At 43.2% G+C, this 15,338-nt stretch carries 10 protein-coding genes and 2 pseudogenes; all 12 read left to right on the plus strand.

Going from position 1 to position 15,338, the window contains the following annotated elements; genetic code table 11:
- Nucleotides 1–6 precede the first annotated feature (6 nt).
- Nucleotides 7–357: a hypothetical protein gene (locus tag ATB74_RS05780; protein ID WP_060981416.1), complete on the plus strand. Its 351-nt coding sequence runs from the start codon at nt 7–9 to the stop codon at nt 355–357.
- Between the two features lie 12 nt (nt 358–369).
- Nucleotides 370–1,719, plus strand: a complete 1,350-nt coding sequence (locus ATB74_RS05785; protein WP_061017168.1) for an HlyD family type I secretion periplasmic adaptor subunit — start codon at nt 370–372, stop codon at nt 1,717–1,719.
- Between the two features lie 3 nt (nt 1,720–1,722).
- Nucleotides 1,723–3,954 carry an ATP-binding response regulator gene (locus tag ATB74_RS05790; RefSeq protein WP_061017171.1) on the plus strand — a complete coding sequence of 744 codons (2,232 nt, stop codon included), beginning with the start codon at nt 1,723–1,725 and terminating at the stop codon, nt 3,952–3,954.
- Nucleotides 3,929–5,353, plus strand: coding sequence for a TolC family protein (locus tag ATB74_RS05795; protein WP_061017173.1), 1,425 nt, complete (start codon nt 3,929–3,931; stop codon nt 5,351–5,353). Before ATB74_RS05790 ends, ATB74_RS05795 begins: the two co-directional genes overlap by 26 nt.
- Nucleotides 5,343–6,929 (plus strand): ABC transporter transmembrane domain-containing protein, encoded by a 1,587-nt coding sequence (locus ATB74_RS05800; protein WP_060981420.1) that lies wholly within the window; start codon nt 5,343–5,345, stop codon nt 6,927–6,929. Before ATB74_RS05795 ends, ATB74_RS05800 begins: the two co-directional genes overlap by 11 nt.
- Entirely contained in the window at nt 6,926–9,064 is a 2,139-nt protein-coding gene (locus tag ATB74_RS05805) for an ATP-binding cassette domain-containing protein (protein ID WP_061017175.1), read from the plus strand. The genes ATB74_RS05800 and ATB74_RS05805 overlap by 4 nt, the downstream gene beginning before the upstream one ends.
- Before the next feature lie 108 nt (nt 9,065–9,172).
- Nucleotides 9,173–9,547, plus strand: a complete 375-nt coding sequence (locus tag ATB74_RS05810) for a hypothetical protein (protein ID WP_060981422.1) — start codon at nt 9,173–9,175, stop codon at nt 9,545–9,547.
- Nucleotides 9,548–9,761: 214 nt separating this feature from the next.
- Nucleotides 9,762–12,965 (plus strand): response regulator, encoded by a 3,204-nt coding sequence (locus ATB74_RS05815; RefSeq protein WP_061017177.1) that lies wholly within the window; start codon nt 9,762–9,764, stop codon nt 12,963–12,965.
- A gap of 9 nt (nt 12,966–12,974) precedes the next feature.
- Nucleotides 12,975–13,451, plus strand: coding sequence for a hypothetical protein (locus tag ATB74_RS05820; protein ID WP_061017179.1), 477 nt, complete (start codon nt 12,975–12,977; stop codon nt 13,449–13,451).
- Between the two features lies 1 nt (nt 13,452).
- Nucleotides 13,453–14,517: a hypothetical protein gene (locus ATB74_RS05825; protein WP_061017181.1), complete on the plus strand. Its 1,065-nt coding sequence runs from the start codon at nt 13,453–13,455 to the stop codon at nt 14,515–14,517.
- 256 nt (nt 14,518–14,773) lie between these two features.
- Nucleotides 14,774–15,025: pseudogene (locus ATB74_RS24540) on the plus strand (gamma-glutamyltransferase); the annotation flags it as partial.
- 2 nt (nt 15,026–15,027) lie between these two features.
- Nucleotides 15,028–15,222, plus strand: a pseudogene (locus ATB74_RS24545) (gamma-glutamyltransferase); the annotation flags it as partial.
- Nucleotides 15,223–15,338 lie beyond the last annotated feature (116 nt).

Here is a 15,338-nt window from a genome sequence, read left to right on the forward strand (position 1 = left end):
GGAGCAATGATAGACATGACGAATTTGTTGCGCTCAGTCGACGACAACCACAAAGGGCTGCAATTGCTATTGGGCGACTTTTACAGTGACTTTTCTGATGCAGCCCTAAATATAGAAGAGCTTCATAAAGGTAATCGTTTTGATGAACTCAACAGTTATTCAAAAAAATTGAAGACCATCTTAACCTTGCTATGCGACCAAGATCTTCCGCCCAAAATGGCCAAATTGGAACACTTGAGTAGACACGAGTTCCCTGCGCCAGAAGAGCTTATAGAGGATGTGAAAACTGAATTGCACAACGTTAATCGACAAATCAACCACTTGTTGGATATTAAGGAAGCAATAGATGGCAAGTAACCGAGGTCAGTCATGAGCAATAACCAAATAGAACATCACCTCAGAAAAGCTCTTGTTTCCAATAACGAGGCTTCTAAGGTCACTGCAGATGACACTATTGTGCTTGCTAGTGCCATGACCAGCGTTCACAAAACGTTGCTCATTATATTCTTGCTCGCTTTGGTCGCTATCGCCGTGGCGTCACAAGCTCGTATCGACATTGTTGTTTCAGTACGTGGCGAACTGTTATTAGAATCTGATGTTGAGAAGGTTCAACATCTAGAAGGCGGGATATTAGAAGAATTGTTAGTCAGAAAAGGGGAAGTCGTTTATGAGGGGCAACCTATTGCTCGCATACGATCACTCGACCGCAACACCCAGCTTAATACCGTAAATACTGAAATTATCCAGATAGAGCTCGATAAGATTCGTTATGAAAGCTTACGCGACATGGTAGAGCCTAACTTCGATGCTTTTATAGAGAAATACCCTGAACAAGTTCAGGTCAACATGAATACGTGGAAGCAAGAGTTCTCTAAAAACCGCTCAAATGAAGAGCTCATCACTCACGATATTAAGCACAAGAACTCGTTAATCAGTTCAATGCTAAAGCGTCGCAAAAGTTCAGAGAATCAACTCTCTCTGATACGGAAGCAGCTCAACATCAAAAACACCCTCTATAAAGAAGAGATGGCGTCTTATGTCGACGTACTTAACATGAAAGTACAAGAGTCTAATATGGTACGTGAGATTGAAAACCTTGACGAGTCTGTGATGAATGAGCGCTTCCAACTGGACAAGCTTGAAAAGCAACACCGTGACTTGGTTGAGAACCGAAACTCTGAGTATCAAGCGCAAATCATTCAAGCGAATAAAGACCTCAAGTTGAAGCGAATCTTACAACCACAGCATTCCGACAAGGTTGATCGCCTAATCGTCTACTCTCCGGTGGATGGCGTAGTCGACAAACTTCACTTCAACTTCCGTTCCGCAGTGATTCCGCCAGGTGAAAGTATCGCCGATATTGCACCGATCAATAACTCCCTTCACGGTGAAGCGAAAATCCCACGTAAAGACATGGGCTTCGTTGAAATTGGTCAGGCGGTAAAAGTAAAAATGGACACCTATAACTTTGCAAAATACGGATTTGTTGAGGGAACCATCGCCTCAATCAGCCGTTCATCATACGAAGAAGAAGACGCTGAATTCTATTTAGCAGAGATTGAAATCGACCGAAACTTTCTTGAACGAGGAGGAACACAATACAAATTATCACCTTATATGGAGTTTACCGCCGATGTAAAAACAGGCTCGCGTCGCGTGATCGAATACGCTGCGAAACCTGTGATGTCAGCCATCGAGGATGCTTTTGATGAGAGATAATCGATGAGCGGAAAACCTTCGTACAATATTTCCTTACCCGCTCTACGTCTAAGCATACTAATTAGCGTGGTATTGGCTGCGCTCGCTTTCTATTTATACTTTTCTTGGTCAAAAATAGACTCAGTCGCACAAGTGCAAAGCGCCCCACTGCTCATACAAGCTCAGAAGCTTAATCAGACCATAGAACAAGATATTCAAACTTTGCAGCAGTGCTTAAGTACCAACACTTGCGGTACTAATGCATTCAATCTAGTTAACTTAAAGCGTGAAATTGATGAATTTCGCTCTTTAGCCTCACTGAACAAAACCGAGTTCAGCTTGGTTGGAGCAACCGAATACACGCAACTGGAATTGGCGATTAATCGTTTCTCTGATAGCCAAAAAACACGTAACGACGTATTGGGCTTGTACCTTTCATTGACCAATAACTACCTGAAGATGGATGACAACTATCGCACCATGTTTAACAACCATGCGAATGACTTAATGTCTGAGAAAAACGAGTTCTTTATCTGGTTGTTTATGGTGGTCCTGATATTGGCTGTGATTACGATTCTATCCAACTCAGTTGCTATGTTGAAACTGAAGAAATCCAGTTCGAACGAACGCGAAATCGACTATGAATTCGATGCCCTGTATCAAGAGCTGAAGCAACTCGATTTACAACGGCTTGAAGAGCTTCTTAACGAAGTGAGCATCAATCCAAAACAACGCCAGATCTACTCTCACTTGAAGCTAATCTTCGGTAAATTGGAAGACCAAAAGCGCAATAACGATCTCTACAAACAGTTGTATGCGCTGATCGGCTATGAGATTCGCGGAATTACAAACACCATCAATGGTGGCGTCCAATATCTGGTTCAAGAAACCGACGAAAACGGCGTCTTAATGGCGAAGGATATTACCTCTGCATGTAGTACTTTATCTGAGTTAGCAGAGAACTATAATCGCTTGATTTCACAGGGTACGGAAAGCAAATCGAAAGAGTTTTCACTACTCAACGTCTTGTCGGAATTGATGATTCATATCAGTGCAAAGATTCAGCGAAATGAAGGCGAACTTGACTGCTTTATCTCTGACAACTTACCGAATCGTGTTGCAGGCCAATCCACCAGCTTATTCTGGATATTGTTTCTTCAACTTTCTAACGCTATTCAACTTAAATCGAATAAAAAACTGTTTGTGACGATTGAATCGGGTGCGGCCTCAGACATGGAAAATACCCGTGTCACCATCAACCTCAACTTCTTATCCACGCTAGATGTCTCTGTTGCCAAGCTCAATAAACTCCATTGGAGCGATCACAAAGACCATACTGCGAACACCGATGACTTGGCGAAAAGTGTTCTGAAGGATTACGGATATTACGAGAGTCACTGGTTCCAATCCGGGGCTCAGGAACGTTTTCAGATTGAACTCGATCTTAAGGCTAAGGACTTTCACACAGAGAAGACTCGTTTCGATGGCAAGCGTTTACTGCTGTGTGCCAACACTCAAATTCGTATCGATGTAATGAAGAAAATGCTCAGTAACTTAGGACTGGACATCACCGAGATTCGTACTGCAAATGAGCTTTTCTCAGCGGCGAAAACGTTCGGTGATTACGATGCGATTATGCTGACTGACATCTTTGAACCTAACAAGCTGCCGTCGTTGAGTAAGACGGTGAAATCTCAGCTTAAGAACTACCCAAACACCAAGCTGTTACTGTCAGTGACTAACACTCAACAAGCACAAGAGTGCCATAGCTTCGTCGACAAGATCATCAACTCACCTGCTATCCCCTATGAATTTATTCCTAACTTACTCACCATTATGGAAGCAGAAGCTTCGGAAGAGCAAATGGAGAACAGCTCTTTCCTTATCGTAGAGGATGACCGAGTTCAGCAGATTTTACTTAAACGGATTCTTACCAAACAAGAATATGAACCAGACATGGTTAGCGATGGCGCTGACGCAGTGAAACACTTCATAAATAAACGTTCTGACATCATCTTCATGGATTGCATCATGCCGGGGATGGGGGGCATCGAAGCAACAAAACGCATTCGCCAGTTCGAACAACAAAACGAGAAAAAACCTTGTACCATCATAGGTGCAACCGCATTGACCAGCAGTAACGAACATCAGGCTTGTATTGAAGCAGGAATGGATTACGTGATCAGCAAACCTTATAAAAGCGACCAAATCATCAAGGTGATCAACAAGTATGTTGCAGTACAGAAACTTAACTAGCAGCATCATAGCTGCGCTTGCATTAAGCACGACACCTTCAGCATCGGCGACTGCCCTGCTGGAGGCGGTAGAGCTCGGCCTGCAAAACAGCCTGTCTCTTCGCGCCAGTGATAAGGGCGTGGAAGAAAACGAGTACAACATTGGTATCAGTCGATCTAAGTTTCTTCCTTCCTTAAATGGTGCGGCCGATACCACATGGAATGAAAATGAAACTTTGCTATCGAGTGTGCCTGATGAGACTTCTAGCTATAACTCAAACAGCTACAGCCTTTCTCTTTCCCAATCGATCTTCAATCTGGGCGATATTTTTAAATATGGAACAGCTAAGCTCGACTTCAATATTGAAGAGATTAAACACGAGAACAAAATCCAAAGCACCATTTCGGAAATCGGCTCTCAATACTTTGAGTATTTAAAAAACAACGCCCAAATTAAAGCGACCAAGGTTGAGCTTAAGTCGTCCGAAACGCGTGAACATCAAATGCGACGCAATGTAGAGCTAGGTAACACCGCAGCCAGTGAGCTGTACGAAGTGATTGCTCAGAAAGAAGGTGTGTCGAACCGACTAAGAACCTTACAGAAAGACCGACGTGTCATTCTCAACGGACTCTCTATTCAAATTCAATACCCTATCACTCCGTCGCAAGACATATACGAAAGCGTGCCTTTAAAAGAGATCAACGAAATCGAGCAACGAACGATCATGGATCAGGCATTAAAGTTGAATAACGACTTGTTGGTGGCAAAGAAAAACGTCGAGAGAAGCCGCAGAAGCTTGAAAGAGAGCGGTTCGAATTTCTTACCGACCGTGTCGCTTTCAGCCAGCTATCGACACGATGACGCCAATAACTACGATAAAACCGACATTACAGCAACGGGCGAAAGTAACTCAACCAGTGTTGGCTTAAACCTCGCCGTGCCTATCTTGTCCGGTGGCTCTGATTACTACGGCTACCAGAAGTCATCAACGGCCATCGAGCGTACTGAGCTGCTTTACCAAGATTCGCTTTATACCACACGTAACAGCGTAAATACCTCAGTGCTCAACATTAACGATTTCTCACACTCTATAAGCAGTTACGAAAACATCATTCGCGCCAACTACGCATCCTATAAAGGGATTCAGAGGGCGTATCAGTTAGGCACGCGTACCATCACTGATTTACTTGCCGCAGAAAGCAAGCTTTTCAGCGCCTTAAGGGACTACGAAAGCGCGCGATACGACTACATCATAGAAACCATCAAGCTTGAGCAAATTAAGGGCATACTCTCTATTCAATCGATAGAGAGCATCATGCAATTGATGAGTAATATTGAGGGACGAGACAATCAAGATTTGGTGCCGAAACACCTTCTCTCAACCGATTCATTGAGAAAAGGAGGTCGTAATGCAAACTGAGCAATTTTCGCAAAAGATCAATATGGCAGATAAGTGTTATCTGACTTTCTCAACGATAATATCGACCCTTTTTGGCTTGGTACTGCCCTTCTCTATTCTGATCATTTTTGACCGAGTGTTACCCAACCAAGCCCAAGATACTCTTTTCTTATTGTTCGCAATTATCTTGATTTCCATCTTCCTCGACTACCACTTAAAAAATCAGGAAGAGAAGATCTCCTCTGTCATTATGAGGCAATTTGAGACCAACTTAACCAATAAAGTATTTCAATCCATCTGTTTGGCTGAGATCTCTAAATTCCGCCGTTTAGAGCCGGGGGAATACTTAGAAAGAATCTCAACCATTCCTGAACTTAAGACCTTCTTTGGTGGTGAATCGGTTCGAGCGCTTATCAACCTTGCCGTCAGTGTAATAACGATCCTCATCATCGGACTCATCAACATATGGGCTGGCATTACCCTTCTGATTGCCTCTGTCATCTTAGCTATTTTTGCGTGGAGCCTTTCCAAACAAAAGATTGGTAGCTTGCAGAATAAGTCAGACATCGAAGGATTAACCACCTCCAAAATCATTGAGATCATCTCAAGCCCACTTGATATTAAAGCTCGAAACATGGAGTACCGAGTTGAAAGTCTGATGACACAAATGGTCGAAGAGCGCGAAGTTGAGAACATTAAATATGAGCAGATTGAATCGAACTTCAGCCTAATATTGGCGCTCATCCAACAGCTGTCCATTGCTTGTGTCGTTGTGGTATTGGCGACTGCAGTAATCAATATGGAATCGAGTCAAGGCATCATGGCCGCCATTATCATGCTAACCAACCGTTATTTTGCGCCTTACCAGCAAGTGATGCGCACCGCGAGCCGCTGGGAATTAAACAAACTCCACATACAACGTATCGCTGACCTCCTTGAGCTGGCAGCTTCTGTTGAACGTCAACACGAGACAACAGAGGTTGAACGTATTTCGGTTAAGTATTCTGAAAAGCAGCGTATTGAGTTCGAACTAGGCCAAACCTATTTGCTGACAGGAAAAAGTGGTTCAGGTAAGACCCACCTCGCTAACTGTATTGCTCGCCAAAACAGTGATAGCAAACTCGAAATCATGATTAACGACACACCTTTGGATGACGTCAATTACAACGTTTGGCGTAATAGCGTATTGATGGTTGATAAAACCAGTTCTTTCGTAGAAGGGACGATTATCGATAACCTCACCTGTTTCCGCCCAAGCTTGAATAACACGGCGTTTGCGCTGTGTGAAACCATGAACATCAAAGCGCAAATTGATGGCCTTCCTGCCGGGTTTTATACAGAACTCAAAGGCCATATGCGTAATCCGTTCTCACGCCAAGTTGGCTATGCTCTGTTATTGGTCCGAGCCCTACTAGCCAGCAAACGTGTATTAATATTTGATGATATCGATTGTGTCTATGACGAGGAATTTGCACGAGTGGTACTCACCAGTACAGCTTATCGTGCCAATGACAAAATCCTAATCATCGCCAGTAATAAGATGGACAAACTTAACCACCGCCTCAAACGCGTAAAACTTACCGGAGGTGACCAATGAGTATCCTAGTAGACTTCAACAATGTTCCGCAGCGAGTTTTGGACTTTGAAGCAAGTGGTTATGATGAACGCTACGGTAAGTCGCCACTGATTCGCGGATTAGCTTACACCTTGATAGCATTGGAATGGGAAGGCACACCGTCTATCCTCAGTGACGCCTTTATTCCAAAGCCGAAAGATGGCGACAGTTTTACTGCGACGATAGAGCGTCTTGGGTATCGCTGTGATGTGACCAAGCTGAAAACTCTCGAGAATATCGATAAGTACCCTCATCCATGCTTTATTAAAATAGAGAATCTAAGTGCGATCTTCTTAGGCACTAAAGATGGAAAATTGATCCTATTTGATTACACAAACAACAACACCATTGAATACCCAATGTGTAAAAAGCCCTGTTTTCTAATTTCTATTAGCGAATACTCTCGTTTGTTCCGCGAACCACCTCCGGAATCGCAAGACAGAAGCAATTGGATCAAATACGCTTTCTATCGTTATAACAACGAACTAAAGAGCTTGATCATTCTGAGTTTCGTCATCAGTATTCTAGGTGCGTTACAACCCTTCTTTATTATGAGTGTTTATAATTTCGCACTCACTTCGAGTTCTGAGGCGACACTGTATTGGTTAACTCTGTTTGCCATCATTGTCGGCTTCTCTGAATACTTCTTTAAGAAAATGCGGGTCAACATCATTGCCACTTCAGGTAAAGATCTCGCCGTGCACATCTCGCAAGCCGTTATATCTAAGCTACTTTGGCTACCCTATGCGATGACATCCACGGCCGGAGTATCTTCCCAGTTAGCTCGTTTGAAAGATATCGATACCTTCCGACGCTTGGTGACTGCAGAATCAACTCTCAGCTATTTTGATATGCCGTTTGTGATTGTATTTATCATCGCCATAGCTCTAATGTCTGGTACAGCTGCATTGGTGGTGATGGGCGGCTTAATACTGATGTTAGTGTTCTGTATTTACTCACGTTATATCTACTCGCAAGCCACATCCAAAAGCTCACGCGCTAATGCGATGGTGTCTTATCAATGGAACGAAATCCTTCGTGGTATCAAAACTATCCAAGGTCTGCCTTTACTTCGTGTCGTTCAATCTCGATTCAGTGCATCGCATATGCAAAGCACCAGTGATGCAGAGAACGTTGCCGTAACTAACAGTAAGATTCAGGCAGCTGGCGGCAGTCTGATTCAAGTGATTGGTACTGCAAGTATCGTGGCCGCAGTTATTGGCGTGATGGAAGGTACTTCTGATGCGGGTGCCATGCTCGCGACCGTTATTTTGGTTTGGAAAGCATTAGGTCCAATCATGGGCATCTATAACTCAATTTCTAAGTTCCAGTCTATTAAGGCTTCATCAGCACAGATCAACAACTTGATGTCGATGAATGATGACAAATTAACCTTGGAGAAAAGCCCGCCTATTCGCCTGTTCCAAGGCAGCATTGTGGGCAGCGGCGTCAGCCATCGATATGCAGGAGCGGCAACCGGCTTAACCAACCTTGGTTTCAAAGTCCCATCCAGTGCCAAAGTGGTCATTTGTGGTCCTACGGGTTGCGGAAAAACGACGCTAATTTCGATCATAGCTGGGTTAGAAGACCGATATCAAGGCGCAGTGTCTGTCGATGGTTACAACATTAAGCAGTTCAATAGCTACCGTTATCGCACGTCGATTAACTATATCCCTTTTAATCTGCATATTTTTGAAGGCTCACTCGAGACCAACTTCATTCTACATAACGGGCTTATTCCAACAGACAAAATGCAAGAGATGGTCAGCTTCTTCGAGTTAGATGAATGGCTGCCAGAAGGCTTAGCTACTCAGTTAAGCGTGGATAAATGCAAAAGTCTTCCGAATGGAATTCAACAAAAATTGCGCCTGGCACTTGGCCTAGGTAACTGTGAGCAATCTCTAATTGTCATTGATGAACCGTTCAACGGTGCAGAGCAAGAAAACGCTCAATACTTTAATCGCCTGTTCTCCGATAAATTGTTGAATAAGACCGTGATTTTTTCGACTAACGACCCTGGTTTGATCGCAACATCAAACATGAGTTTAGTGTTAGAGCCGGATGGAAATTTGAAATATTTTGGCTTAACAGACAAATACTTAAACAGCTTAAGCTAAAACCTCAACGCTTAATCACAATTCGCTATTGAGAGAAATGGATGCAATTGACAAATTCATAAGCGAGAGAGATGATTCGCCCCAATACCAAAGGTAACAAGGAAACAAATGTACACATTCGTTGCAGACAAGCTTGATATAGCTTACTTATCCGCAATTCCTGAGAATCATATATTTCAGGGCTGTGACGTGCCTGAAGAAGAAATCGAGCTTCGAGAGATCATAGAAATTTGGTACGAGTGCTCATTCCTGCCTGCTTTTAACCTACAGAAAATTGAGATCGCAAATAAACCAGAGCTCACAATCATACAAACACACGTTTTTAACAGCGATACGAGCACACTCGCCTTCCTACTCAAAAACAGAGTGTATCGCGCCGCACTTAACAGAATGCTCGGTATTTGGACATTAGAGCCCTCTGCAAAAACGGTTTTAGAGCAACTTCTTTTCGAATTAAGCCTCGATAACAATCGTCCTCATTAATTCGATGTATGAGTTCTTTATCAATAAGCATAAAAGACAAGCCGACTGGCTGTCTCAACAATTTACCGTAAATGAATTGTATTTATAGGTAAGCTACAGAATCACAAGAAGTTATACTCCTCCCACACTTCCATGAAATTTACCCTTTCAAAGTTTCCATATTGGCATTTTTATTCTACTGTTTTTATATAAAAACAGTTGGATGGATCCTTATATGGCGATTACGGTCTGGAACAATCTTTCAGTCAAACATAAACTCTTTGGCTTAGTTCTACTCCCTATTTCACTTCTGCTCTTCCTAGCAGGTAGACAGGCTTATATATTAACGACTCAGTTAACCGATTTTGAACGAACCAGTCAGTTATCTGTTTATCTTCAAGATATTTCTGTCTTGTATAGAAGTACCTTAGCCTCTAGCCCCGAAGAGTTTGCTACTCAAAGCAATCAAGTAAAGGCAGAACTTAAAAATCTGTCTCCCATCATTTATTTAGACGCATCTGATGAAATGAACCAACTTGTTGCCGATTTCAGCGAAGCGACCTTATCGACGATGCAAGCCACAGACAGCTACGATAAGTTGGATGCCCTTGAATGGCAGAGCGATTTATACAAGCAACTGTTACTTGAAGTAGAGAAGGTCCCTTTTGAAAACACTAAACGTGAAATTCAACAGCACCTCACAGCCCTTCAGCAACTTGAATGGTTGATGTTTTGGTCGAACGAAGAGTTCAAGCTTAGTAGTTCACTGATTGAGATCTTCCAAAGTAGCCAAGAGTACGATCCAGAACTCGCTGAACAGATCAAAACCTTGGGAGAAAGACAGCAATTGTTCTTAGAGCGCTTTGTTTCATTGAATGCCAACGAACATCAAGTGTCTTTGATGGTTGAAGTGTTTAAAAATGATGTGTTTGCTCAAAGCCAAGAGATAAGAAGCGCGCTACTCGACCTAAATGCAATCAGCCAACTGACACCACAAGAAGTGTCTGTCGGCTTGGAAGCGATGAGCGCTCGACTCAACTTATTACAAAGCCTTGGCAGCGTAATCAAGCAAGAGTTCCAACAAGAGGTTGAGCAAGCGATCTCAGATGCGCAAGTGCAACGAACACTGTTTATCTCCATCGTTGCCCTGCTCGCTACCATTGTCATGGGGCTAACCTTAAGCTTAGCGAGACAAGTAACCAACAACCTGAATTTAGTATTAGCTTTCTTAAAAAGCGAAAACGATGAACAGCGCCCTTCTTTAGACAAGCTAATTCGGGGTAAAGATGAGCTCAGCCTATTTGCTCAACAAGTCGAACGATTGACCATCGAACGAGAACTCGCTAAAGAGAGACTTACGGTTGCAAAAGAAGACGCTGAGAGAGCCAAAGAAGACGCCGAGCAAGCGAAAGACCACGCAATACAGGCCAGCAAAGCGAAAAGTAGCTTCTTGGCCAACATGTCTCATGAAATTCGTACCCCGCTCAATGGTGTTATTGGTATTTCGGAAATCCTCGCAGATACGCCGCTTACTCCGACACAACGTGACTATGTTGATACGATCGAAACCTCTTCTCAACTCCTACTGAGTTTAATTAACGACATCTTAGACTTCTCTAAGATTGAATCGGGTATGCTATTAATCAGCCCGCATTCCGCATCCGTCAGAGAATCGATATACGACATAGCTTCGATTGTGGCGCCAAAAGCGAAAGAACAAAAAATAGAAATTAATGTTGATATCAGCCCAGACACACCGGCACGCGTGATGATAGACGATCACCGTTTAAGACAGATCTTGATGAACTTTATGTCGAATGCAGTGAAGTTTACTGCAGAAGGTGGCGTCACCCTATCAATCCAAACCTTCAACAAGTCAGAAAACAGTGTCACCCTTAGATTTGGTGTACGAGACACCGGTATTGGGATCGACAAACAACAACAGAAACAAATATTCGAACCCTTTGCTCAAGAAGATGATTCAACCACACGCCAATTTGGTGGTACTGGTCTTGGCCTAGCCATCAGCACACAGTTGGTTGAACTTATGGGAGGCAAGATTCAGCTCGACTCCGTCAAGGGCGAAGGCAGCTGTTTCTACTTCGACTTAGAATTACCCGTCGATATTATGCTACCGAAACCAAGCACAGCAACGTCTGATATTTATGTGCTGGGTAACGAAAACATGCTATCCGAGCGAATCGAGTCCGACCTTAACCTTTATGGTTTGAAGGTTACTGATAAAACGAATGATGTAACGGCAATTACAGAGCAGCTCTCCACTCAAAAACACACTAAACCTATCACTGTCGTTTTCGCTGAAGATGACGCATTCCTAGCTAACTCCCACGCCGATAACTTAGCTAAGCTGCACCAAAACGGCATCACTATCTGTTTGATACGTTCCTTCTTAAGTGAGCCAGCTGATCTTGGTGACAGCGTTACTGCACAAGTCGCACAGCCCCTACTCGGCTTGCGTTTAATTAAAGCTATTGAGCTTTGTGATACACGAGGTTTAGCGGAACTATCAGAGGCGAGCCAGCCACCAGTCGAGATTCAACACAAAATCCTCATCGTTGAAGACAACAAGATCAACCAAAAGATTGCGGGCCTTCATGTAGGAAAAAGTGGTTTTGAATTCGAGTTTGCGAATAACGGTCAAGAAGCCATCGACATGTTCACCGCTAATCCTCATTACGCGGCGATACTCATGGATTGCATGATGCCGGTTATGGATGGCTTTGATGCAACAAGCAACATCCGAAGAATTGAAAAAGAAACGGAAGCGACACGACGCATCCCTATAATTGCATTGACCGCCAGTGTCATCGATGACGATATTCAGAAGTGTTTCGACGTTGGTATGGATGACTATGTACCAAAGCCATTCAAATTCGAAATGCTTAAAGAGAAAGTGCTCACAGCGGTCGAAGCAATGCCATTACCTGCTTCCGCTAAAGCCAAACCTACGAAACAACCCGCAACCGTAACTCCGATTATCTGTGCTGTAGCGACAAAACGTACTTTGCCTGAAGAAACGGAACAAAACGCAATTCCGATCAAATCAGAGAAAATATTGCTTGTTGAAGACAATCGGGTGAACCAGAAAGTTGCTTCCGTAATGCTAAAAAAGGCCGGTTATGCTTTTGAAATTGCAGACAACGGACAAATCGCTGTCGACATGTACCAAAAGGACAGCAGCTTCGACATTATTCTCATGGACTGCATGATGCCCGTTATGGACGGCTTTACCGCAACTAGGGAGATTAGAGAACACGAGAAAAGCTTAGGCTTAAGAAAAACTCCTATCATCGCGTTAACCGCCAGTGTTATTGATGATGATATTCAAAAGTGCTTTGATTCCGGAATGGATGGGTACGTCGCGAAACCCGTAAGAAAAGAAAAACTATTCCACCAAATAGAAAGTGCTACTTGTTAGGAGAAACTAATGGATTGGATCAAAACAGTGAAATCACTCCAGTGCAGCGTTCTGCTACCAGCAGTTCTAGGGTTATTCGGAAGTTTACTTATTTTCAACCCTGCTCATGCCACTGAAGATTACGCAATATTTACTTTAGACACAGGGTTTGAAGAGATATCAATAAACAAAGCGAGAAAGCTATATAGAGGTAAAACTAAACGCCTCAACGGCAAGCGTGTTGAACTGTCTGATTGGCCTGAGAACAGCACCGAAAGAGGAGAGTTTTACCAGCTTTTGCTTGGGAAAAATGCGGCTCAAATGAACGCTCACTGGGCTGGCTTATCTTTTTCTGGAAAAGCGCGTTACCCAAGAGAAATCAAAACGGCATCAACCGACAGCTTAGTGGACTGGCTTGATGACAAACCAAACCGTATTGGTTACTCCCCACTCTCTTCGGTTCCTCAAAATGCCAACGTTCTCTACGTTATAAGTTCGGAGAAATAATATGAAAAAGATAATTACGTCAGTGCTATGTGCTTCGATTTCCTCTCCGGCTTTTGCGATTATTGAACTTACCGATAATTTGTCATTAAGTGGCTTTGGTTCAACATCTTGGGCGAAATCAGACAATGATAATCCACTCATCATTAACCGAGGTTTTACTGATGAGAGCTGTTACGACTGTGATACCACATTTGGCGTTCAGTTAGACTACTTTTACAACTCATTCAAAGCCTCTGTTCAAGTGGTTAAAGCACCCCAATACGATTGGAGTGACCCCCAGCTAGAGTGGGCTTACTTAGGCTATGAATTTAATGACTTTGATGTCAGCGTTGGTCGATTGCGACTGCCGCTATTCCTTGCCTCTGAATACTACTATGTAAGCCAAGCCTACATGACAGCAAGGCCACCGACAGAGGTATATAACGCCGTATTGGGTATAACCGCATTTAATGGGGTTAAAGTCAGCTGGACTCACGATGTGAGTGATGAAGCAACGCTATTACTCTCCCCTTTCTTCGGAGTAAAAGATAAAAACGAAGTCGACTTCAATTCGACAACTGAGCTTGAATTTGAAACGAATCGAATGTTCGGAGCTAACGTACAGTTAAGCGGAGAAAATTATCGTTGGAACTTATCCTTCTTAGATTCAAACTTTGATCAGACGGTTAAGATTAAAAACGTTGGATCTCTTCCAAAACAAGACAACCAACACATTCAACTTTGGTCGTTAGGTACTGAGTACGAATTTGGTCAAGCAATACTGGCCAGTGAAGGTCAAATCAGTGACTTCTCTTCATCAATGTATGCAAGTTTAGGCTATAGATTGAATTCGTTTACGCCTTATATCGTTTATGGAGCAGAATTTGATTCCAACGAACACCTAGCTGGGAACAGTTATTTGATTGGTGTCGATTATGATGTACTACCAAACGTCTCTATCAATGGTGAAGTTCAATACTTTGAAGCGCGCAAAACCAACGGAGCCTTTGTTGAAGACTTCACGCCAACAGGCTTTGATGATAAAGATGCCCTGCTCTATAGCATCATGTTGAGTTTCGTTTTCTAGTTAAGTGCCATGCTCTAATCAAGGATGAAAAGTCATTATTTAAAGGCCCGAGGCAGTCATACTACCTTGGGCTTTTTGTCTCTAGAACTTGATTTAAACACGGTTAAACATAAGCCTTAGGTATCCTTCTATTTGAAATGATTTAGGTGATTTGGCGATTAATGTCAGAGCCGTCAGCATTGTGTAAGAAGGCAACAGGCTCACGAACTTACTCTTTTTATTCAGTCAACCTTAGAGCGAATGAATTGAACCGCTAAATGTAGAAGCGCTAAGTCGAAACGAGATTTTAGGGGCTCGTTCAGTTGCGGTTCCCTGCACACTTCGTCTGCTCTACAGCACTCATCAAAAATACGGGAGATTGCCATGGTCTGAGCTTGTTTAACCTGCGATTGAACTGGCAAGCAAGGGTTACGCGATGAACAGCTAAACCTACGACATTGTGGTTCGTGAACAAGAACGATTGATTGAAGATCCAGAAATAGAAGCCCTGTATTGGAATGGCGAGCAAACAAACCTTATGACCCAACGGGTTTACTCGTCGAGAAGAAGACCTACGCCGAAATGTTAGTACCAGAGTTCATGCAGCTCGGTTACCCGGTGCATGTCATTCCAGTCGTCAGTGGCTTGAATGCCACTGAAGTCAAAGATGGCAAGATCTATGGCGCGACCGACAGACGCCGTGCATCAAGCTCTATGGGTGAATGATAAAACGAAATGGGCAAGTAACAGGCTTGCCCTTATTTTGTTTTTAGTTGCTTGAACCTTGTCTAAGCAGCTCATGGAGACGAAAAAGCCAGTCGAACGTGTCGACTGGCTTTTCA

The organism is Vibrio splendidus, assembly GCF_001557875.1.
In the GTDB taxonomy this organism is placed as follows: Bacteria; Pseudomonadota; Gammaproteobacteria; order Enterobacterales; family Vibrionaceae; genus Vibrio; species Vibrio splendidus_F.